18 protein-coding genes are annotated in these 20,697 nt (G+C 71.3%); 12 read left to right on the top strand and 6 right to left on the bottom strand.

Annotation, left to right across the window (positions count from 1 at the left end; translation table 11 throughout):
* Positions 1 to 28: 28 nt before the first annotated feature.
* The 3 genes from ACFZBD_RS10545 to ACFZBD_RS10535 all read left to right on the top strand — a co-directional run bounded on the left by ACFZBD_RS10545 (position 29) and on the right by ACFZBD_RS10535 (position 3,404).
* Entirely contained in the window at positions 29 to 1,465 is a 1,437-nt protein-coding gene (locus ACFZBD_RS10545; RefSeq protein ID WP_391138765.1) for an aminobutyraldehyde dehydrogenase, read from the top strand.
* A gap of 117 nt (positions 1,466 to 1,582) precedes the next feature.
* Positions 1,583 to 2,767 carry an extracellular solute-binding protein gene (locus ACFZBD_RS10540; protein ID WP_391138763.1) on the top strand — a complete coding sequence of 395 codons (1,185 nt, stop codon included), beginning with the start codon at positions 1,583 to 1,585 and terminating at the stop codon, positions 2,765 to 2,767.
* Positions 2,768 to 2,840: 73 nt separating this feature from the next.
* Complete coding sequence (locus tag ACFZBD_RS10535; RefSeq protein WP_391138760.1) at positions 2,841 to 3,404, top strand: hypothetical protein; 564 nt, start codon at positions 2,841 to 2,843, stop codon at positions 3,402 to 3,404.
* 44 nt (positions 3,405 to 3,448) lie between these two features.
* Here the strand turns inward: ACFZBD_RS10535 and ACFZBD_RS10530 are convergent, their stop codons facing one another.
* The 3 genes from ACFZBD_RS10530 to ACFZBD_RS10520 are packed head-to-tail and all read right to left on the bottom strand — an operon-like array spanning position 3,449 to position 5,968.
* The gene (locus ACFZBD_RS10530; protein WP_391138758.1) at positions 3,449 to 4,234 is read right to left on the bottom strand and encodes an SAM-dependent methyltransferase; all 786 of its coding nucleotides are present in this window, start codon (positions 4,232 to 4,234) and stop codon (positions 3,449 to 3,451) included.
* Positions 4,231 to 4,923: a glycerophosphodiester phosphodiesterase family protein gene (locus tag ACFZBD_RS10525; RefSeq protein ID WP_391138756.1), complete on the bottom strand. Its 693-nt coding sequence runs from the start codon at positions 4,921 to 4,923 to the stop codon at positions 4,231 to 4,233. Before ACFZBD_RS10525 ends, ACFZBD_RS10530 begins: the two co-directional genes overlap by 4 nt.
* A gap of 19 nt (positions 4,924 to 4,942) precedes the next feature.
* Entirely contained in the window at positions 4,943 to 5,968 is a 1,026-nt protein-coding gene (locus tag ACFZBD_RS10520) for an adenosine deaminase (RefSeq protein WP_391138754.1), read from the bottom strand.
* Positions 5,969 to 6,042: 74 nt separating this feature from the next.
* Here ACFZBD_RS10520 and ACFZBD_RS10515 point away from each other — a divergent pair, with 74 nt between their 5' ends.
* Positions 6,043 to 6,753, top strand: a complete 711-nt coding sequence (locus ACFZBD_RS10515) for a DUF4190 domain-containing protein (RefSeq protein WP_391138752.1) — start codon at positions 6,043 to 6,045, stop codon at positions 6,751 to 6,753.
* 157 nt (positions 6,754 to 6,910) lie between these two features.
* On the opposite strand, the gene ACFZBD_RS10510 is transcribed toward ACFZBD_RS10515, so the two are convergent.
* A complete protein-coding gene (locus tag ACFZBD_RS10510) occupies positions 6,911 to 7,453 on the bottom strand; it encodes an NADAR domain-containing protein (protein ID WP_391138750.1) in 543 nt (180 codons plus the stop codon).
* Between the two features lie 175 nt (positions 7,454 to 7,628).
* Between ACFZBD_RS10510 and ACFZBD_RS10505 the strand changes: the two genes are divergently transcribed.
* Genes ACFZBD_RS10505 through ACFZBD_RS10480 form a run of 6 tightly spaced genes read left to right on the top strand, consistent with a single transcriptional unit; the run spans position 7,629 to position 14,816 of the window.
* Entirely contained in the window at positions 7,629 to 9,143 is a 1,515-nt protein-coding gene (locus ACFZBD_RS10505; protein ID WP_391138748.1) for an aminobutyraldehyde dehydrogenase, read from the top strand.
* A gap of 49 nt (positions 9,144 to 9,192) precedes the next feature.
* Positions 9,193 to 10,440, top strand: coding sequence for an extracellular solute-binding protein (locus ACFZBD_RS10500; protein ID WP_391138746.1), 1,248 nt, complete (start codon positions 9,193 to 9,195; stop codon positions 10,438 to 10,440).
* A 42-nt stretch (positions 10,441 to 10,482) separates the two neighbouring features.
* A complete protein-coding gene (locus ACFZBD_RS10495; protein ID WP_391138744.1) occupies positions 10,483 to 11,634 on the top strand; it encodes a polyamine ABC transporter ATP-binding protein in 1,152 nt (383 codons plus the stop codon).
* On the top strand, positions 11,631 to 12,563 hold the full coding sequence (locus ACFZBD_RS10490) for an ABC transporter permease subunit (RefSeq protein WP_391138742.1): 933 nt from the start codon (positions 11,631 to 11,633) through the stop codon (positions 12,561 to 12,563). Before ACFZBD_RS10495 ends, ACFZBD_RS10490 begins: the two co-directional genes overlap by 4 nt.
* The gene (locus tag ACFZBD_RS10485; RefSeq protein ID WP_391138740.1) at positions 12,563 to 13,357 is read left to right on the top strand and encodes an ABC transporter permease subunit; all 795 of its coding nucleotides are present in this window, start codon (positions 12,563 to 12,565) and stop codon (positions 13,355 to 13,357) included. The genes ACFZBD_RS10490 and ACFZBD_RS10485 overlap by 1 nt, the downstream gene beginning before the upstream one ends.
* A gap of 37 nt (positions 13,358 to 13,394) precedes the next feature.
* On the top strand, positions 13,395 to 14,816 hold the full coding sequence (locus ACFZBD_RS10480) for an FAD-dependent oxidoreductase (protein ID WP_391138738.1): 1,422 nt from the start codon (positions 13,395 to 13,397) through the stop codon (positions 14,814 to 14,816).
* Between the two features lie 12 nt (positions 14,817 to 14,828).
* Here the strand turns inward: ACFZBD_RS10480 and ACFZBD_RS10475 are convergent, their stop codons facing one another.
* Complete coding sequence (locus tag ACFZBD_RS10475) at positions 14,829 to 17,123, bottom strand: MMPL family transporter (RefSeq protein WP_391138736.1); 2,295 nt, start codon at positions 17,121 to 17,123, stop codon at positions 14,829 to 14,831.
* A 280-nt stretch (positions 17,124 to 17,403) separates the two neighbouring features.
* Between ACFZBD_RS10475 and ACFZBD_RS10470 the strand changes: the two genes are divergently transcribed.
* Together ACFZBD_RS10470 and ACFZBD_RS10465 are read left to right on the top strand one after the other, a co-directional pair.
* Positions 17,404 to 17,874 (top strand): hypothetical protein, encoded by a 471-nt coding sequence (locus tag ACFZBD_RS10470; RefSeq protein ID WP_391138734.1) that lies wholly within the window; start codon positions 17,404 to 17,406, stop codon positions 17,872 to 17,874.
* 67 nt (positions 17,875 to 17,941) lie between these two features.
* The gene (locus ACFZBD_RS10465; RefSeq protein WP_391138732.1) at positions 17,942 to 19,747 is read left to right on the top strand and encodes a carbohydrate binding domain-containing protein; all 1,806 of its coding nucleotides are present in this window, start codon (positions 17,942 to 17,944) and stop codon (positions 19,745 to 19,747) included.
* Between the two features lie 95 nt (positions 19,748 to 19,842).
* On the opposite strand, the gene ACFZBD_RS10460 is transcribed toward ACFZBD_RS10465, so the two are convergent.
* Positions 19,843 to 20,613: a phosphatase PAP2 family protein gene (locus ACFZBD_RS10460; protein ID WP_391138730.1), complete on the bottom strand. Its 771-nt coding sequence runs from the start codon at positions 20,611 to 20,613 to the stop codon at positions 19,843 to 19,845.
* Positions 20,614 to 20,697: the final 84 nt, after the last annotated feature.

Genomic DNA, 20,697 nt, shown 5'->3' with positions numbered 1-20,697 from the left:
GAACTCTGAACGACAGGAGGGGTGGCAAGTGACCACCGAGCTGCGCCGGCTGCGTAACTACATCAACGGGGAGTTCCGGGACGCCGCCGACGGGCGGACCATCGAGGTGGTCAACCCGGCCACGGGCGAGGCCTACGCCACGTCCCCGCTCTCCGGTCAGGCGGACGTCGACGCCGCCATGGAGGCCGCCGCGGCCGCGTTCCCGGCCTGGCGCGACACCACGCCCGCCGAGCGCCAGAAGGTCCTCCTCAAGATCGCGGACGCCTTCGAGGAGCGCGCCGAGGACCTGATCGCCGCCGAGGTCGAGAACACCGGCAAGCCGGTCGCCCTCACCGCGAGCGAGGAGATCCCGCCCATGGTGGACCAGATCCGCTTCTTCGCGGGCGCCGCCCGGCTGCTCGAAGGCCGCTCGGCCGGCGAGTACATGGAGGGTCTGACCTCCATCGTCCGCCGCGAGCCCGTGGGCGTCTGCGCCCAGGTCGCGCCGTGGAACTACCCCATGATGATGGCCGTCTGGAAGTTCGCCCCGGCGCTCGCCGCGGGCAACACGGTCGTCCTCAAGCCGTCGGACACGACCCCCGCGTCGACCGTCGTCATCGCCGAGATCATCGGCAAGATCGTCCCCAAGGGCGTCTTCAACGTCGTCTGCGGCGACCGCGAGACCGGCCGCGCGATGGTCGAGCACCCGACCCCGGCGATGGCCTCCATCACCGGTTCGGTACGCGCCGGCATGCAGGTCGCCGAGTCGGCGGCCAAGGACGTCAAGCGGGTCCACCTGGAGCTGGGCGGCAAGGCCCCGGTCGTCGTCTTCGAGGACACCGACATCGCCAAGGCCGTCGAGGACATCTCCGTGGCGGGCTTCTTCAACGCCGGCCAGGACTGTACGGCCGCGACCCGCGTCCTCGTCCACGAGTCGATCCACGACGAGTTCGTCCAGCAGCTCGCCAAGGCCGCCGCCGACACCAAGACGGGGCAGCCGGACGACGAGGACGTGCTGTACGGCCCGCTGAACAACGCCAACCAGCTGAAGCAGGTCTCCGGCTTCATCGACCGCCTCCCGGCCCACGCCAAGGTCGAGGCCGGCGGCCACCAGGTCGGCGACAAGGGCTACTTCTACGCCCCGACCGTCGTCTCCGGCCTCAAGCAGGACGACGAGATCATCCAGAACGAGGTCTTCGGCCCGGTCATCACGGTGCAGTCGTTCCGTGACGAGGAGCAGGCCCTGGAGTACGCCAACGGCGTCGAGTTCGCCCTGGCCTCCTCGGTCTGGACGAAGGACCACGCGCGCGCCATGCGCATGTCCCGCTCGCTGGACTTCGGCTGCGTCTGGATCAACACCCACATCCCGCTCGTCGCGGAGATGCCGCACGGCGGCTTCAAGAAGTCCGGCTACGGCAAGGACCTCTCGGCGTACGGCTTCGAGGACTACACGCGCGTCAAGCACGTGATGACGTCCCTGGGCTGATCGTCACGATCCCGGCCCGCGGCCCCGGCACCCCGATCGACAGGGTGTCGGGGCCGCGGTCGTTGTGTCGACGGACCGTCCATTGTTCCGCCGGGGCCCGCCCGCGATGCTGCTCGGATGAGAGCGACAGCGAGGAAGAACGTGTCCCGCCGGTCCGTGCTGCGCGGGATGGGCGGCGTCGGAGCCGGGGCCCTGCTCGCCGGCTGCGGGGTGCCGTCCGCCTACGTCGAGCCGGGGGAGCGGGCCGGCCGGGACCTGTCCGCGCGCGACCGCTCCCTGGACTTCGCCAACTGGCCGCTCTACATCGACACCGACGAGGGCACCCAGCGGCGGCCCACCCTCGACGCCTTCTCCGCGCGGACCGGGATAGCCGTCCGGTACACCGAGGAGATCAACGACAACGACGAGTTCTTCGGCAAGATCGGCCCGGCCCTGATGAACCATCAGGAGACCGGCCGGGACCTGATCGTCGTCAGCGACTGGATGGCCGCCCGCTTCGTCCGCCTCGGCTGGGCGCAGCGGATGGACCGGGCGAAGCAGCCGAACGTCTCCGCGCACCTGGACCCGCAGCTGCGTTCCCCCGCGTTCGACGAGGGCCGGCTGCACACCGTGCCCTGGCAGTCCGGGATCACCGGCATCGCGTACGACCGCAGGAGGCTCGGCCGGGAGATCCGGTCCACGAAGGACCTGTGGGCCGACGACCTGCGGGGCAAGGTCACGCTCCTCTCCGGGCTCGACGAGTCCTTCGCGCTGCTGATGCAGGGGAACGGCGTCGACGTGACCCGCTGGACCGGCGACGACTTCCACGCGCTCTGCGAACAGGTCGAGGGGCTGCTGCGCAGGAAGCACATCCGGCGCTTCACCGGCAACGACTACATCAAGGACCTCTCCAGCGGGGACGTCCTGGCCTGCCAGGCGTACTCCGGCGACGTCGTCCAGCTCCAGGCCGACAACCCCGACATCGAGTTCGTCGTCCCCGAGGAGGGTGCCGAGCTGTGGGCGGAGTCCCTGCTGGTCCCCAACCTCGCCGCGCACAAGGCCAACGCCGAGGCGCTGATCGACCACTACTACCGGCCCGAGGTCGCCGCCGAACTCGCCGCCTGGGTCAACTACGTCTGCCCGGTCCCGGCGGCCCGTGACCTCCTCGCCGACTCCGGCGACGAGGAACGGGCGGCCCTCGCCGAGGACCCGCTGATCTTCCCCGACGACGCGATGCGGGCGCGGCTCGCGATCCCCCGGGACGTCACCTCCGAGGAGCGGTCGGAGTTCGCGAAGCGGTGGAACGCGATCGTCGGCCTCTGACGGGCCGCCGTCGCGCCGGGGCGACCGGCCACCCCGTTTTTGAACGCGTTCATGGCGGGCGTAGGGTGTTGTCATGAACGAGGCCAAGGGGCCGAGAGCCCTTCTCAGGCGTATCCGTGTGTGGCTGGTCGTCTTCATCGTCTGCCTGGTGCTCAGCGGGCTCACCGCCTTCCCGCTCGTCACCGAACTCCGCCTGGCCGAGGAGGCGCTGACCTCCTGGGCGGCCCCGGTCGCGGAGCTCTTCCCCGGGCTCCTGGAGTGGATCCAGCGCGTCCGGGACGGGCTCGACGCCGCCGACGCGGCGTACCCGTTCCTGCTGTACGGCACCGACTGGCTGGCCTTCGCACACCTCGTCATCGCCGTCGCGTTCTACGGCCCCTACCGCGATCCCGTACGGAACATCTGGGTGATCGAGTTCGGGATGATCGCCTGCGCGGGGATCATCCCGCTCGCCCTGATCTGCGGCCCCGTCCGGGGCATCCCCTTCTGGTGGTCGGTCATCGACATGGCCTTCGGGGTGTTCGGTGTGATCCCGCTGCTCGCCGTACGAAGGATGATCAAGCGCCTCGAAGCGGCGCAGGCGGCGCAGGCGGGGGCGGCCGGGGCCGAAGCGCCTCAGGCCGTCGGCGCTCCGTAGGCCGCCACCAGCAGGGCCGAGGCGCTCCCCGTCCCCCCGCCCCCCTACGGCTTGCGGCCCACCGCGCCGAACTGGGCCACCTCGCTCGCCGGGGCGAAGCGCCAGCTCGCGCACGAGACGATGCCGGGCTCCAGGATCTCCAGGCCGTCGAGGAAGGAGGCGAACTCGGTGCGGGTGCGGGCGGTGATCGGCGGGGTGGCGTTCTCGTTCCAGAACTCCATCGCCGCCGCGTTGCCCTCGCCGCCCAGCTCCGGCTCCAGGGTCGGGTGGGTCAGCACGAGATGGCTGCCCGACGGCATCGCGTCCATCAGCGTCCGGACGACGCTCCGCGCCTCGTCGGTGTCCAGGACGAAGTTGAGGATGCCGAGCATCATCACCGCGACCGGCTCACCGAGGTCCAGCGTCCTCGCCGCCGCCTCCAGGATCCGCTCCGGCTGCCGGGCGTCCGCGTCGACGTACTCGGTGGCGCCCTCAGGGGAGCTGGTCAGCAGCGCCCGGGCGTGCGTGAGCACGATCGGGTCGTTGTCGACGTACACCACCCGGGCGTCCGGCGTCAGCCGCTGGGCGACCTCGTGGGTGTTGTCGGCGGTCGGCAGTCCCGTACCGATGTCGAGGAACTGGCGCACCCCCGCGTCGGTGGCCAGATGGGTCACGACCCGGCCGAGGAACGCCCGGTCGGCGCGCGCCACTTCGCCGATGCCGGGATAGAAGCCGGTGACCTGGTCGCCGACCGCGCGGTCCACCGGGTAGTTGTCCTTGCCGCCCAACCAGTAGTTCCACACCCGGGCGTTGTGGGCGATGTCCGTACGGATTCTCTCGATGCCGGTCACCTGGGGGCATCCCTTCGCAGTTCGGCGGCGAGCGCGTCCACACGGTTCGTGGTGATCGAGTCCACGCCGTGGGCGATCAGCTTACGCATGCTGCGCCGGGTGTCCGCGGTCCAGGCGGAGACGAGGTGGCCGTTCCGGTGCACCGCGTCCACCAGCTCCCGACTCACCAGGCCGAAGCGGAAGTTGAGCCAGCGCGGCGTGACCGCTTCGAGCAGGGCGGGGCGCGGCGGGGCGAGCGAGTTCCAGGTCAGCGCGATCTCGGCGGACGGGTCGGCGGCCCGCACCTGGAGCATGGCGACCCCGCCCGCGCAGTAGTAGACGCGCTCGGCGGCGCCGCACTCGCGGACCGTGCCGACGATCGTGCGGACCGAGGCCTCGTTCCCGCCGGGCAGATCGAGCATCAGCCGGTGCGGCCCGGCCGCGATCAGCGCCTCGCGCAGGGTCGGGACCCCGTCGGCGGTCAGCTCGCGCAGCTCGGCGTGGGAGAGCGCGGAGAGCGGCCGGTCGTGCCCCCACAGCCGCTTGAGGGTGTCGTCGTGCAGGAGGACGGGGACACCGTCGCCGGTGAGCCGTACATCGATCTCGACGGCGTCCGCACCGGCCTCGATCGCCGAGACGATCGAGGGCACGGTGTTCTCGCGGACGCGGTACGGGTCGCCCCGGTGGCCTACGACAGTGACGTGATCCATGGGCCCATTGTGGCGGCTGTCAGCGCCCCAGCCAGGTGGCGGTGTACGTGTCGATCTCGGCGCTGATCCGGGCCTTGCCGGCCGCGTCGAGGAAGGACGCCTCCACCGCGTTCTTGGCGAGGGCGGCCACCCCGCGCTCGTCGAGTTCGAGGAGCCGGGCGGCGACGGCGTACTCGTTGTTCAGGTCGGTGCCGAACATCGGCGGGTCGTCGCTGTTGATCGTGACGAGGACGCCGGCGGCCACCATCTCCTTGAGGGGGTGCTCGTCCAGGTGCGCGACGGCGCGGGTCGCGATGTTGGAGGTCGGGCAGACCTCCAGGGCGATCCGGTGCTCGGCCAGGTGCGCGAGCAGCGCCGGGTCCTTCACCGCGCTGGTGCCGTGGCCGATGCGCTCGGCGCGCAGGTCGTTCAGGGCGTCCCAGATCGTCTGCGGTCCGGTCGTCTCGCCCGCGTGCGGGGCGGAGTGCAGACCGGCCGCGATGGCGCGGTCGAAGTACGGCTTGAACTGCGGGCGCGGCACGCCGATCTCCGGGCCGCCGAGACCGAAGGAGACCAGGCCCTCCGGGTGCAGGTCGACGGCGAGCCGGGCGGTCTCCTCGGCGGCGGCGAGGCCGGCCTCGCCGGGGATGTCGAAGCACCAGCGCAGGACGACGCCGAGCTCGGCCTCGGCGGCCTTGCGGGCGTCCTCGATCGCGGCCATGAAGGCCTTCTCGTCGATCCCGCGGCGGGTGGAGCTGTACGGCGTGATCGTCAGCTCGGCGTACCGGATGTTCTGCCGGGCCATGTCGCGGGCGATCTCGAAGGTCAGCAGCCGGACGTCCTCGGGGGTGCGGACGAGGTCCACGACCGAGAGGTAGACCTCGACGAAGTGCGCGAAGTCGGTGAAGGTGAAGTAGTCGACGAGCGCCTCGGGGTCGGTGGGGACCTTGGAGTCGGGGTGGCGGGCGGCCAGCTCGGAGACGATCCGCGGGGAGGCGGAGCCCACGTGGTGGACGTGCAGCTCGGCCTTGGGGAGCCCGGCGATGAAAGGATGCAGGTCGGTCATCGGATCATCGTAGGCGGGCCGTTCCGCCGTGGACGCGAGGTCGTAGCATGGCGGCACCACGATGGGGGAGGCCCATGTCTGACAACAGCGACCAGCCGCAGGGCGGGTACGACCCGGCGGACCCGTGGGCTCCGCCGAACCGCGACGGTGTGGAGCTGGGCAAGCCGGCCACCCCGCCGGTGCACGACCGTCCGCCGGTCCACGACCAGCCGACGATGACGGCGATGCCGACGGGGGAGGACGGCGCCGGACAGGTGCCGCCGCCCCCGGTCGCGCCCGGCGGTCCCGCGGCCGCGCCCGGGACGTACGGCTACCCCACGGCGCCCACCCCGCCGACGGCCCCCGGCGGCACGGCCGCGTACGGCTACCCGGCCTACCCGGCGTACGGCTCCACCGGCTACGGCCAGACCGCCTACGGTCAGGCCCCGTACGGCGCTGGGCCCTACGGCGCGACCGGCTGGCAGCAGGCCCCCTCCAACGGCATGGGCACGGCGGCGCTGGTGCTCGGCATCATCTCGGTCGTCGGGATCTGTCTGTACGGCATCCAGGGCATCCTCGGCATCCTCGCGCTGATCTTCGGGATCATCGGCGTGAAGAAGGCGGGCCGGGGCGAGGCGACCAACCGGGGAATGGCGATCGCGGGCATCGTGCTCGGCTCGATCGGGATCCTGATCGCCGCGGCCTTCCTGGTCTTCTTCGTCTGGGCGATCCAGCAGGACCCCTCGACCTTCGAGGAGGACCCGTCGGACCCGTTCGCGACCAGCCTGGTGACCGACGGGCGGTAGACGCGGGGCGGGCCCGGTACGGGAGCGGCACAGGGGCGGCTCCCACCGGGGGCCGCCCCCGCCGCGTTCCCGGCCCCGTCCCCTCCCGCACCGCGGCTTCCCCCGCCCGCGGCGCGCCCCGGCCCCCTCCCGCGCCTGCCTCGGCGCGTCGGGCCCCTCAGGCCAGCCGGTCGCGCGCCTCCATCAGGGCGAAGCCCAGCAGGTTCAGCCCGCGCCAGCGGGACGGGTCCTGGGCGCGGGAGTCGTCGGCGGCCAGACCGATGCCCCAGATCCGGTCCAGCGGGCTCGCCTCGACCAGCACCCGCCCCCGCGTGCCCAGCAGGAACCACCGCAGCCGGTCGTCGGAGGAGAACTTGTGCACGCTGCCCTCCACGACGATCCCGAAGCGCTCCCGCTCCCACACCGCGTCGTCGAAGCCGCGCACCAGGCGCCCCGCCTTCTTCGCCTCGGCGGGCGTGGCGGCGGCCAGCGCGGCCCGCTCGGCGTCCGCGTCCCCGAAGAGCCTCGCCTTGGCGGCCATCATCCAGTGCTCGGCGGTGGCGTACCGCACCCCGTCGACCTCGAAGGGTGACGGCCACCACTGACTCAGACAGCTCGCCGAGAGCTCCCCGTCCGGCCTCGGCCGGTGCCCCCAGAAGTGCAGCCACTTCACCCGGTCACCACTGCTGACCTGCTGTGTCAATTCCTCGATGGTCCCCATGCATGCGAGTCTGGCAGTCGCCACGGACATTCCGTACGGGTATTCCCCGGGTCCCTCGACACATGGTCGACCGATTCCGTCGCGTAACCAAAAGGCAACAACGGAATCCCTTGTTGGCTACGTAGTCCTCTGTCAGGATCGGCACTCAATTCGAGCTGGAACAACGGAGAGCGTCATGGGCAACCGCTTCCAGGTGACGGACCGCTTCGCGGCCGGCGCACAGTACATCGGCGGGCGACTGCGGCCCGGAACCTCGGGCGAGGAGCACAGCGTCGTCGACCCGGCCACCGGCGAGAGCGTGTACACCTACGCCCTCGCCTCCACCGCGGACGTCGACGCCGCCGTCGCCGCAGCCAAGGACGCCTTCCCCGGCTGGGCGGGGGCCACCCCCGGCGAGCGCTCCGACGCGCTGCACCGCTTCGCGGGCGTCCTCGCCGAGCGGGCCGAGGAGATCGCCCACGCCGAGTCCCTCCAGTGCGGCAAGCCGATCAAGCTCTCCACCGAGTTCGACGTCCCCGGCACGATCGACAACACCGCCTTCTTCGCCGGGGCGGCCCGCCACCTCCAGGGCCAGTCCGCCGGCGAGTACAGCGGCGACCACACCTCGTACGTACGGCGCGAGCCCATCGGCGTCGTCGGCTCCATCGCCCCCTGGAACTACCCCCTCCAGATGGCCGCCTGGAAGGTCCTGCCGGCCATCGCCGCCGGCAACACGATCGTCCTCAAGCCGGCCGAACTCACCCCGCTCACCTCGCTGATGTTCGCCCAGGCGGCGAGCGAGGCCGGCATCCCCGACGGAGTCGTCAACATCGTCACCGGCGCCGGACGGACAGCGGGCGAACACCTCGTCGGCCACCCGGACGTGGCCATGACCTCCTTCACCGGCTCCACCCCGGTCGGCAAGCGGGTCGCCGAGATCGCCACCTCCACCGTGAAGCGGCTCCACCTCGAACTCGGCGGCAAGGCCCCCTTCGTCGTCTTCGACGACGCCGACCTGGAGGCCGCCGCCCACGGCGCCGTCGCCGCCTCGCTCATCAACACCGGCCAGGACTGCACCGCGGCCACCCGCGCCTACGTCCAGCGCCCCCTCTTCGACGCCTTCGTCGCCCGGGTCGCCGCCCTCATGGAGAGCGTCCGCCTCGGCGACCCCTTCGACCCCGCCACCGACCTCGGCCCGCTGATCAGCCACGCCCAGCGCGACCGGGTCGCCGGCTTCGTCGACCGCGCCCGCGGCTACGCCACCGTCGTCACCGGCGGCGAAGCCCCGGGAGGCGGGCTGAAGAACGGGGCGTACTACCGTCCGACCCTGATCACCGGCGCCGCGCAGGACAGCGAGATCGTGCAGTCGGAGATCTTCGGACCGGTCCTCGTGGTCCTGCCCTTCGACAGCGACGACGAGGGCATCCGGCTGGCCAACGACACCCCCTACGGCCTCGCCGCCTCCGCCTGGAGCCGCGACGTCTACCGGACCGGCCGCGCCACCCGCGAGATCAAGGCGGGCTGCGTCTGGGTCAACGACCACATCCCGATCCTCAGCGAGATGCCGCACGGCGGCTACAAGGCGTCCGGCTTCGGAAAGGACATGTCGGCCTACTCCTTCGAGGAGTACACGCAGGTCAAGCACGTGATGTACGACAACACCGCGGTGGCGGCGAAGGACTGGCACCGCACGATCTTCGGGGACCGATAGCAGCCTGCCGTCCGACCGGCGGCGAAACCATCCCGAAAGGGCACAGCGCATGGAGCAGTACGAGCCCGACCGCCTCTCCGCCGCCCAGGTCGCGGCGGCGCGGCGCAGCCTGACGAGCGGCCGGGGCGCCCTCAGCCGACGTTCGATGCTGCGCGCCGGAGGCGTCGGCGCGCTCACGGTCGGCGGCCTCGCCTCCCTGAGCGCCTGCGGCATCCCGCCGGCCAAGCGGGAGGGCCAGGGCCCCGCGTCCCTCGACGTCTCGGCCAAGGAGAAGCAGCTCAGCTTCTCCAACTGGACCGAGTACATGGACGTCAGCGAGGACGAGAAGTCCCGCCCCACCCTCACGGCGTTCACCGGGCGCACCGGGATCAAGGTCAAGTACACCGAGGACATCAACGACAACGTCGAGTTCTTCGGCAAGATCAAGCCGCAGCTCGCGGCCGGCCAGGACACCGGCCGCGACCTGATCTGCGTCACCGACTGGCTCGCCGCCCGGATCATCCGCCTCGGCTGGGCGCAGAAGCTCGACCCGTCGAACCTCCCGCACGCCTTCGCGAACCTCTCCGCGCAGTTCCGCACCCCCGACTGGGACCCGGGCCGCGCCTACTCCTATCCGTGGACCGGCATCTCCACCGTCATCGCCTACAACTCCAAGGCGACCGGCGGGAAGAAGGTCGACTCCGTGACCCAGCTCCTGGACGACCCCACCCTCAAGGGCCGGGTCGGCTTCCTCACCGAGATGCGCGACTCGGTCGGCATGACCCTGCTCGACATGGGCAAGGACCCGGGCGCGTTCACCGACGCCGACTACGACCAGGCCATCGGCCGGCTGCAGAAGGGCGTCGACAAGAAGCAGATCCGGCGCTTCACCGGCAACGACTACACCTCCGACCTGGACAAGGGCGACCTCGCGGCCTGCCTCGCCTGGGCCGGTGACGTCATCCAGCTGCAGGCCGACAACCCGGACATCAAGTTCGCCATCCCCTCGGCCGGTTACATCACCTCCAGCGACAACCTCCTGGTCCCGGCCGGCGCCCGGCACAAGACCAACGCCGAGAAGCTCATCGACTACTACTACGAGCTTCCGAACGCCGCCCAGCTCGCCGCGTACATCAACTACGTCTGCCCGGTCGACGGGGTGAAGGACGAGCTCGCCAAGATCGACCCGGAGCTCGCGAACAACACGCTGATCCTCCCCGACAAGGCCATGGCCGCGAAGTCGCGCGCCTTCCGCTCGCTGACGAGCCAGGAAGAGACGGCGTACGAGGAGAAGTTCGCCAAGCTCATCGGTGCGTGAGCAACCGTCGTCCACCTCTTACGAACACCGGGACCGCAACCCATGACTGACACCCACTCCGGCGGCGACGTCCGTCTCACCGGCATCAGCAAGACGTACGGCTCCTTCACCGCCGTCCAGCCGCTCGACCTGACCGTCCCCCAGGGCTCCTTCTTCGCCCTCCTCGGCGCCTCCGGCTGCGGGAAGACCACCACCCTGCGCATGATCGCCGGTCTCGAGGACCCCACCACCGGCACCGTCTTCCTCGGCGACAAGGACGTCACCGACCTCCCGCCGTACAAGCGGCCGGTCAACACCGTCTTCCAGTCCTACGCGCTCTTCCCGCACCTGGACATATTCGAGAACATCGCCTTCGGCCTGCGGCGGCGCGGCGTCAAGTCCGTGAAGAAGCAGGTCGGCGACATGCTCGACCTCGTCCAGCTCGGCGACAAGGCCAAGCACAAGCCGCACCAGCTCTCCGGCGGCCAGCAGCAGCGGGTCGCCGTGGCCCGCGCGCTCATCAACCACCCGCAGGTCCTCCTCCTCGACGAGCCGCTCGGCGCCCTCGACCTCAAGCTGCGCCGCCAGATGCAGCTGGAGCTCAAGCGGATCCAGACCGAGGTCGGCATCACCTTCGTCCACGTCACCCACGACCAGGAGGAGGCCATGACCATGGCCGACCAGGTCGCGGTGATGAACGGCGGCCGGGTCGAGCAGCTCGGCGCGCCCGCCGACCTCTACGAGAACCCGCGCACCACCTTCGTCGCCAACTTCCTCGGCACCTCCAACCTCATCGAGGCCGAGGTCGCCGAGACCGGCGCCGCCGACCTGGTCGTGACGGCCGGCGGCGGCAAGCTCCGGCTGCCCGCCGACCGGTGTACGGCGCCGGTCCGCACCGGCGGCAAGGTCCTCGTCGGCGTCCGCCCGGAGAAGATCGCCCTCACGCACGCCGACGACGCCGGCACGATCGCCGACGGCCGCAACAGGGTCACCGGCCGGATCGTCGACTCCTCCTTCATCGGCGTCTCCACCCAGTACGTGGTGGACTCGCCGGCCGGCGCGGAGCTCCAGGTGTACGAGCAGAACGTCGAGCGCGACGCGCGCCTGACGCCCGGCGCCGAGGTCGTCCTGCACTGGAATCCGGCCCACACCTTCGGCCTCGACGCGGCCCAGGCCATCGACGCCGGCGTGAAGACGCTGGAGGACGCCGGATGAGCACCCCCACCCTGACGAAGGAGGAAGCCGCACCGGCCGGGGAACCGGTCACGCGCAAGCCCTCCGCCCGCAAGCGGCTCGTCCCCTACTGGCTGCTCCTGCCCGGCATCATCTGGCTGCTCGTCTTCTTCGCGCTGCCGATGGTCTACCAGGCCTCGACCTCCGTGCAGACCGGCTCCCTGGAGAAGGGCTTCGAGGTCACCTGGCACTTCCCCACCTACTGGGACGCCTTCCAGGAGTACTGGCCGCAGTTCGTCCGCTCCCTGCTGTACGCCGGTACCGCCACGCTTCTGTGCCTGCTGCTCGGCTACCCGCTGGCCTATCTGATCGCCTTCAAGGCCGGCCGCTGGCGCAACCTGCTCCTCGTCCTGGTCATCGCGCCCTTCTTCACCAGCTTCCTCATCCGGACCCTGGCGTGGAAGACGATCCTCGCCGACGGCGGCCCGGTCGTCGACGTCCTCAACACCCTGCACGTCCTCGACGTGACCAGCTGGCTCGGCTGGACCGAGGGCGACCGGGTCCTCGCCACCCCCCTGGCGGTGGTCTGCGGCCTCACGTACAACTTCCTGCCCTTCATGATCCTGCCGCTCTACACCTCCCTGGAGCGGATCGACGGCCGGCTGCACGAGGCGGCCAGGGACCTCTACGCCTCGCCCGTCACCACCTTCCGCAAGGTGACCTTCCCGCTCTCCATGCCGGGCGTGGTCTCGGGCACCCTGCTCACCTTCATCCCGGCGAGCGGCGACTACGTCAACGCCGAACTCCTCGGCTCGACCGACACCAAGATGGTCGGCAACGTCATCCAGTCGCAGTTCCTCCGGGTGCTCGACTATCCGACGGCGGCCGCGCTGTCCTTCATCCTCATGGCGATCGTGCTGATCATGGTCACCGTCTACATCCGCCGTGCGGGAACGGAGGACCTGGTCTGATGCGCTGGATACGACGCAACCTCGTCGTCATCGCGGGCCTGCTGACGCTCGCGTACATGATCGTGCCGAACATCGTCGTGATGGTGTTCTCGTTCAACAAGCCGAACGGGCGCTTCAACTACGCCTGGCAGCGCTTCTCCCTGGACGCCTGGAAGGACCCCTGCGGCGTCGCCGACCTGTGCAGCTCGCTGACCCTCTCGCTCCAGATCGCCGCCTGGGCCACCCTGGGCGCCACGGTCCTCGGCACGATGATCGCCTTCGCGCTGGTCCGCTACCGCTTCCGCGCCCGGGGCGCCATCAACTCGCTGATCTTCCTGCCGATGGCGATGCCCGAGGTCGTCATGGCCGCCTCCCTGCTCACGCTCTTCCTCAACATGGGCGCCGAGCTGGGCTTCTGGACGGTCCTGATCGCCCACATCATGTTCTGCCTGTCGTTCGTCGTCACCGCCGTCAAGGCCCGCGTGATGTCGATGGACCCCCGCCTGGAGGAGGCCGCCCGCGACCTCTACGCGGGCCCGGTGCAGACCTTCGTACGGGTCACGCTGCCGATCGCCGCCCCCGGTATCGCCGCCGGAGCGCTGCTCGCCTTCGCGCTCTCGTTCGACGACTTCATCATCACCAACTTCAACGCGGGCTCGACCGTCACCTTCCCCATGTTCGTCTGGGGTTCGGCCCAGCGGGGAACGCCCGTGCAGATCAACGTCATCGGCACCGCGATGTTCGTCATCGCCGTCCTGGTGGTCGTCGTCGGTCAGATCGCCGCCAACCGGCGGAAGAAGACGGCGACAAGCTGAGTACGACCCTGAGCAAGCCCTGAAGGAGTTGGAAACCATGGCCCCAGTCGCCATGCGTAGTGCAGCCGCTCGATCTCTCTCCGAGGCCCGGCCCGTCCCCTTCTGGCTGGAAGACCCGGGCAAGCCGGAGGCCCTGCCCGCCCTCACCGGCACCGAGCGGTGCGACCTGCTGGTGGTGGGCGGCGGGTACAGCGGACTGTGGACCGCGCTCCTCGCCAAGGAGCGGGACCCGGACCGGGACGTCGTCCTCATCGAGGGCCACGAGGTGGGCTGGGCCGCCTCGGGCCGCAACGGCGGCTTCTGCGCCGCCTCCCTCACCCACGGCTTCGGCAACGGGCTCGCCCGCTGGCCCGGCGAACTCGCCACCCTGGAGCGGCTCGGCGCACGCAACCTCGACGCCATCGAGGAGGCGGTCGCCCGCTACTCCCTGGACTGCGACTTCGAGCGCACCGGCGAGATCGACGTGGCCACCGAGCCGCACCAGGTCGACGAACTGGCCGAGATGTACGAGGAGGCACGCGGGCTCGGCCTCGCGGACGGACTGGAACTCCTGGACCGCGAGGCGGTCCGCGCGGAGGTCGACTCGCCGACCTTCCTCGGCGGCCTCTGGGACCGCCGGGGCGTGGCCATGCTCCACCCGGCCAAGCTGGCCTGGGGCCTGAAGCGGGCCTGCCTCGACCTGGGCGTACGGATCTTCGAGAACACCCCCGGCCTGGATCTGGTCTCCCTCGCCGCCGGCATGGGGGTCCGCACCCCCTACGGCAGGATCGTCGCCCGCCGGGTCGCCCTTGGCACCAACGTCTTCCCGTCGCTGGTCAAGCGGGTCCGGCACTACACGGTCCCCGTCTACGACTACGCCCTGACGACCGAACCGCTCACCCCGGAGCAGCTGGCCGCCGTCGGCTGGAAGAACCGCCAGGGGCTCGGCGACAGCGCCAACCAGTTCCACTACTTCCGGATCACCGCCGACCACCGGATCCTGTGGGGCGGCTACGACGCGATCTACCGCTTCGGCGGCCGGGTCAGCGCCGAGATGGACCACCGCCCGGAGACGTACCTCACGCTCGCCGAACACTTCTTCCGCTGCTTCCCGCAGCTGGAGGGGGTGCGCTTCAGCCACGCGTGGGGCGGGGCGATCGACACCTGCTCCCGCTTCTCCGCCTTCTTCGGCACGGCGTACCAGGGGAAGGTCGCGTACGCGGCCGGCTTCACCGGCCTCGGCGTGGGCGCGACCCGCTTCGGCGGCGACGTGATGCTCGACCTGCTGGCGGGCGAGCGCACGGAACGCACCGAGCTGCGGATGGTCCGCTCCAAGCCCCTGCCCTTCCCGCCCGAGCCGCTGGCCTGGGCCGGCATCGGCCTGACCAAATGGTCCCTGGCCCGCGCGGACGAGAACGCCGGCCGCCGCAACCTGTGGCTGCGGACGATGGACCGCCTGGGCCTCGGCTTCGACAGCTGACGGCGGCCGGGGTCACGGAGCCTTCCGTGGCCCCGCCGTCCCGTTCCCGGCCACGTCCGCCAGCGCGCCCTCGCCCTCGGTGTCCAGGTGCGGCAGGATCCGGTCCAGCCAGCGAGGGGTCCACCAGGCCTTCGGCCCGAGCAGCGTCATCACGGCGGGCACCAGCAGCAGCCGGGCGACCGTCGCGTCGATGAGCACGCTCGCGGCCAGGCCGAGGCCCATCATCTTGATGACGATGTTGTCGCTGACGATGAAGGCCGCGAAGACGCTGACCATGATGAGCGCCGCGCAGGTGATGACGCGGGCCGTGATCTCCAGGGCGTGGGCGACGCTCGCCTTCGCGTCGCCGGTGCGCAGCCAGGCCTCGTGGACGCGGGAGAGCAGGAAGATCTCGTAGTCCATGCTCAGACCGAAGACGATGGCGAACATCATCATCGGCACGTAGCTCTCGATCGGGACGTCTCCGGAGACGCCGAGCGCCGGCCCTCCCCAGCCCCACTGGAAGACGGCGACCACCACGCCGTAGGAGGCGCCGATCGAGAGCAGGTTGAGGACGGCGGCCTTGGCGGCGACGAGCGGCCCGCGGAAGACGATCAGGATGACGAGGAACGCCAGGGCCACGACCACGGCGATGATCAGCGGCAGCCGGCTGGAGACGATGTCGAGGAAGTCGACCTGCGCGGCCGTGGTGCCGGTGACGTACGTGGAGGCCTGGGTGCCGGTCACGGCCTGGGGGAGGACGTCGTCGACGAGGTGGTTGTTCAGCTCCGTCGTCCGCTCGTCCTGCGGCGCCGCGACCGAGTAGGCGGTGGCGAGCAGGACGTCCCCGTCCGAGGTCGGCGTCAGCGGGGTGATCAGAGCGGCGTTCGGGACGCCGGTGAGCGCCTTCTGGGCCTGTGAGGCGAGAGCGGACCGGTCGGAGGCGGGCACCGAGGTCTGGTCGATCACCAGGGTCAGCGGCCCGTTGGAGCCGGGTCCGAAGGCCGAGGACATCAGGTCGTAGGCGCGCCGGTCGGTGAACGACTTCGGGTCGGCGCCGTCGCCGATGTGCCCGAGCTGCATGAAGAACATGGGAATGGCGAGCACCACGAGCACGACGACGCCCGCGGCCAGGAACCACCAGGGCCGCCGCTCGACGCGCAGCGCGTAGCGGTGCCAGGTTCCGTGCTCCTCGCCCTCCTGGACGTCGGTCTCCGCGATGGGGGCGCGTACCCGCAGGGTGTCGATCCGCCGGCCGATCAGCCCGAGCATCGCCGGGACGAGCGTCAGCGCGCCGAGGACGGCGGTGACGACGGTGGAGGTCGCGGCGAGGCCGAGCAGGCCGATGAAGGTCAGCCCGGAGACCCACAGGCCGGAGAGGGCGATGATGACCGTGCAGCCCGACACGAGGACCGCCCGGCCGCTGGTGGCGGTGGCCGCTCCGGCGGCCGTGACCGGATCGACGCCGTTCATCAGCAGCTGGCGGTGGCGGGTGATCAGGAAGAGCGCGTAGTCGATGCCGACGCCGATGCCGATCATCGTCGCCAGGGTCGGGGAGACGGTCGCGAAGGTCCACGCGGCGGCGAGCAGCCCGAGCAGGGCGAGTCCGCAGAGGGCCGCGAACAGCGCGGTGACCAGCGGCAGGGCGGCCGCGAGCACGCTTCCGAAGCCGATCAGGAGCACCACGATCGCGACCCCGAAGCCGATCGCCTCGCTGAGCCGGTCGTTCGCCTCCGGGCGGGCCAGCTCGCCCAGCGTGCCGCCGTACTCGACCTCCACCCCGGCGGCGCGCAGCGGCTCCACGGCGGTGTCGACACCGTCCAGGTAGGAGTCGCCGAACGTCGAGGGCTGGACGCTGAAACGGATCGTGATGTAGCCGGTCTTGCCGTCCGTGGAGAGCGGGCCGGGGTTCGGCGTCCCCGCCGGGACGCTCGGCGGCGTGGCGCCGGGCGCCGGGAGCGGGCTCTGGGCGCTGAGGACGTCCGGCAGCTTCCCGAGGGAGGCGACGGCTTGGGAGACCTGGTCGCTCACCTCGGTGAGCGGCTTCGCGGAGTCGTGCAGCACCACCTGGGCGCTGTAGCCGCCGGCGGCCGGCTCGTGCGCGCGGAGCACGTCGAGCCCCTCGGCGGACTGGGTGCCGGGCAGCGAATAGTTGTCCGAGTACTCGCCGCCGAACGCGTGCTCGAGGGCCAGCAGGCCGGCCAGGGCGACGATCCACCCGACGATCACGAGGACGAAGTGGCGTGCCGACCATGCGCCGAGCCGCCACAGCACGCCCTTCTTGCGGGAGCTTCCGGTCGCGTGACCCGGGGACGGCGGGATCGGCATGGGGACACTCCCGGGGTGGTGGGCGCGGTGCGGAGGCCCATACGACCATGCGGGAGACGGCGGACCACGGAAGCCGCCGACCCGGTCCCCGGCTGTCCACCCGATCGGGCGCGCCCGACGGGTACCGGTGCGCCGGGTGTGCGCCCCTCGCGCACACCACTCGCCGCCCTGTGACCCACTTCACTACCGGTCGGCGGCCCGAACCCGCGTAATGATCGTCACCGACCCCGCTCTCTGCGTGTGGACGACGTGTCCGTACATGGAAGGGAGGCCGTTGGCCATGACTGGTTCGGGGGCGGCCAAGACCGCGGTGGAGTGGCTGGCGTCGGCGGCGCCGGATCCCGGTGCCTGCCGGTGGCAGTGGGAGCGCAACCCGCTCGGCATCGCCCTGCTGCCCGCCGGGAAGCGGTGGGACGTGCTGATCCTGCCCCGGGAGCTGGGTCGCCCCACGCTCGACGTGCTGGGCCGGCTGGTGGACCGGCCGGGGCCGGTCCTCGCCGACTTCGGCGACGCCCGGACGGGCTTCTTCGTGCCACCGGGCACGGCCTCGCGCTGGCTCGGGACGGGGGTGCGCGGCGCGGGCCGCGGCACCTGGATCGTGGTGCCCCACCCGGGCCGCGCGGTCGGCGGGGTGCGCTGGCTGGTGCCGCCGGACGGCAGTGGCACGCTCAACGACGCCTCGCTCCTGGAACTGGCGATGCACGAGGCGGCGGGCCGTCTGGCGGGGAGGGAAGGGGGTCAGAGGTCTTGACCACTCGATTGGTCTGGACCATGCTGTGGCGCGCTCCCCCTCGATTCCCCCCTATCCGGAGGCAGTTGTGGCCCGCACCAGACCTCTCACGCTCCTGCTGGCGGGCGCGCTCGCCGCCTGCGGACTCGTCGCCCTCACCCCCGCGGCCCAGGCCGCCGACGCCGACCTCGCACGCAACGGCGGCTTCGAGTCCGGCCTGGACGGCTGGAGTTGTACGGCGGGCAGCGGCGCCGTCGTCTCCTCGCCCGTGCACGGCGGCAGCAAGGCGCTGCGCGCCACCCCGGCCGGCAGCGACAACGCCCGGTGCTCCCAGACCGTCGCCGTCCAGCCGAACTCCGCGTACACGCTCAGCGGTTGGGTCCGGGGCGGGTACGTCTACCTCGGCGCGTCCGGCACCGGCACCACCGACGTCTCCACCTGGACGCCGTCCGCCGCCGACTGGCAGCGGCTGACGACCACGTTCCGGACCGGCGCCGCCACGACCGCGGTGACGGTCTACACCCACGGCTGGTACGGCACCGCCGCCTACCACGCCGACGACCTGAGCCTGGTCGGCCCCGGCGGCACGCCCGTCGAACTCCCGGCCGCCCCCACCGGTCTGACGGCCGGGACGCCCACCTCGTCGAGCGTCCCGCTGACCTGGTCGCCGGTCCCGGGCGCCACCTCCTACCACGTCTACCGCGGCGGCTCCCGGATCCTCACCGTCGCGAGCCCCGCGGCCACCGCGACCGGCCTGACGCCCGCCACCTCGTACGGCTTCCAGGTCTCGGCCGTGAACAGCGCGGGCGAGTCCCCGAAGTCGGCGACGGTGACCGCGACGACCGCCACCGGCGGGGGCGGCAACCCGGGCGGCCAACTGCCCGCGCACGCCCTCGTCGGCTACCTCCACGCCAGCTTCGCCAACGGTTCGGGCTACACCCGGATGGCCGACGTCCCCGACTCCTGGGACGTCGTCAACCTCGCCTTCGGCGAGCCCACCTCGGTGACCTCGGGCGACATCCGCTTCAGCCTGTGCCCGGCGACGGAGTGCCCGAACGTCGAGTCGCCGGCCGAGTTCAAGGCGGCGATCAAGGCCAAGCAGGCGGCGGGCAAGAAGGTCCTGATCTCCATCGGCGGCCAGAACGGCCAGGTCCAACTCTCGACCACGGCCGCCCGCGACACCTTCGTCTCCTCCGTCTCGAAGATCATCGACGAGTACGGGCTCGACGGTCTGGACATCGACTTCGAGGGCCACTCCCTCTCGCTCCAGACCGGCGACACCGACTTCCGCAACCCGACCAGCCCGGTGATCGTCAACCTGATCCAGGCGGTCAGGACCCTCAAGGCGAAGTACGGCTCCGGCTTCGTCCTGACGATGGCCCCCGAGACCTTCTTCGTGCAGCTCGGCTACCAGTTCTACGGCTCCGGCCCCTGGGGCGGCCAGGACCCGCGCGCCGGCGCCTACCTCCCGGTCATCCACGCCCTGCGCGACGACCTCACCCTGCTGCACGTCCAGGACTACAACTCGGGCCCGATCATGGGTCTCGACAACCAGTACCACTCCATGGGCGGCGCGGACTTCCACATCGCGATGACCGACATGCTGCTCACCGGCTTCCCGGTCGCGGGCAACACCGACCGCGTCTTCCCGGCCCTCCGCCCCGACCAGGTCGCGATCGGCCTCCCGGCCTCGACCCAGGCGGGCAACGGCCACACGGCCCCGGCCGAAGTGGCCAAGGCCCTGGACTGCCTGACGAAGAAGACGAACTGCGGCTCGTACCAGACCCACGGCACCTGGCCGGCGCTGCGCGGCCTGATGACGTGGTCGATCAACTGGGACCGCTTCAACGCCTGGGAGTTCAGCCGGAACTTCGACGCGTACACCTGGAGCTGACGACCGGGAGAGGAACCGCGGTCAGGAGGCCGACGGGGACACGGCCGGCCGCGCGGATGCCCGCGCGGCCGGTTCCCGTGCTCCGCGCGCCGCGGTCACTCGCGTGACCGGGCGGCGTACCGCGCCGCGAGGGCGGGCCAGGTGAGCAGGGGCAGGCAGAGGGCCACCGAGGCGAGGACGTCCAGGGGCCAGTGGTAGCCGCGCAGGATCAGGGCGGTGCCGGTCAGGGCCGTGAGGAGGGCGGCGAGCGGGATCAGGCGGCGCGACACCAGGAATGCGGCGCTGACGTAGGCGACCATCGCCGTCGCCGTGTGGCCGGAGGGGTAGTAGCCGGCGGCCCAGGGTTCCAGCGGGCCCGGGCGGGCCGTCCACTCCTTCAGGGGGATGACCAGCAGCGGCACGAGGGCCATCGTGAGGCCCGCCGCCAGGGCCTGGGAGCGTCGGCCGCGCCGGAACGCGTACGCCATCGCGGCGCCGAGGACGGGGAGCGCGACCGTCATGTTGCCGAGGTCGGCACCGAGCTCGGAGAGCCGGCGGGGGACCAGGTCGACGAGGGAGCGCGAGAGGCGCTCGTCGAGGCGGGCGAGCGGGCCCGCCGCGACGACCTGCCAGGTGATGACGGCGAACAGAACGACCGCCGAGAAGACAGCCGACCTCCCCGGAACAGGGGGGGTTGTTCCGGGGAGGTCGGCCTGACCGGGCTGCCGCGCGCCCCGGGGGGTGTGGGGCGGGCGGCCATCCGATCGGTGAGGAGTTCCGGAGCGCGAGGCTCCAGCGGTGTGCGCGAGGGCACGGTCAAGGCGGGGCTGGGGAGGCTCCGCCCTGTTGTCGCCCGCAGTCTCCTGCGAGCGGGGTGTTTCTCTCATCTGCAGAAACCGTACGCCACGGAATGGGGGGCCGACAGCCGGATTCCCATCCCGCCATCGGCCCCCCACACCTTCTTCACACCA

The sequence above is a fragment of the Streptomyces sp. NPDC008121 genome (assembly GCF_042957155.1).
In the GTDB taxonomy this organism is placed as follows: domain Bacteria; phylum Actinomycetota; class Actinomycetes; order Streptomycetales; family Streptomycetaceae; genus Streptomyces.
This window is presented reverse-complemented; position numbering and strand designations above follow the sequence as displayed.

Coding starts and splice junctions, on each gene's coding strand:
- ACFZBD_RS10540 (WP_391138763.1), top strand. CDS start 1,583: ATGAGAGCGACAGCGAGGAAGAACGTGTCCCGCCGGTCCGTGCTGCGC.
- ACFZBD_RS10535 (WP_391138760.1), top strand. CDS start 2,841: ATGAACGAGGCCAAGGGGCCGAGAGCCCTTCTCAGGCGTATCCGTGTG.
- ACFZBD_RS10525 (WP_391138756.1), bottom strand. CDS start 4,923: ATGGATCACGTCACTGTCGTAGGCCACCGGGGCGACCCGTACCGCGTC.
- ACFZBD_RS10520 (WP_391138754.1), bottom strand. CDS start 5,968: ATGACCGACCTGCATCCTTTCATCGCCGGGCTCCCCAAGGCCGAGCTG.
- ACFZBD_RS10515 (WP_391138752.1), top strand. CDS start 6,043: ATGTCTGACAACAGCGACCAGCCGCAGGGCGGGTACGACCCGGCGGAC.
- ACFZBD_RS10510 (WP_391138750.1), bottom strand. CDS start 7,453: ATGGGGACCATCGAGGAATTGACACAGCAGGTCAGCAGTGGTGACCGG.
- ACFZBD_RS10505 (WP_391138748.1), top strand. CDS start 7,629: ATGGGCAACCGCTTCCAGGTGACGGACCGCTTCGCGGCCGGCGCACAG.
- ACFZBD_RS10500 (WP_391138746.1), top strand. CDS start 9,193: ATGGAGCAGTACGAGCCCGACCGCCTCTCCGCCGCCCAGGTCGCGGCG.
- ACFZBD_RS10495 (WP_391138744.1), top strand. CDS start 10,483: ATGACTGACACCCACTCCGGCGGCGACGTCCGTCTCACCGGCATCAGC.
- ACFZBD_RS10490 (WP_391138742.1), top strand. CDS start 11,631: ATGAGCACCCCCACCCTGACGAAGGAGGAAGCCGCACCGGCCGGGGAA.
- ACFZBD_RS10485 (WP_391138740.1), top strand. CDS start 12,563: ATGCGCTGGATACGACGCAACCTCGTCGTCATCGCGGGCCTGCTGACG.
- ACFZBD_RS10480 (WP_391138738.1), top strand. CDS start 13,395: ATGGCCCCAGTCGCCATGCGTAGTGCAGCCGCTCGATCTCTCTCCGAG.
- ACFZBD_RS10475 (WP_391138736.1), bottom strand. CDS start 17,123: ATGCCGATCCCGCCGTCCCCGGGTCACGCGACCGGAAGCTCCCGCAAG.
- ACFZBD_RS10470 (WP_391138734.1), top strand. CDS start 17,404: ATGACTGGTTCGGGGGCGGCCAAGACCGCGGTGGAGTGGCTGGCGTCG.
- ACFZBD_RS10460 (WP_391138730.1), bottom strand. CDS start 20,613: ATGAGAGAAACACCCCGCTCGCAGGAGACTGCGGGCGACAACAGGGCG.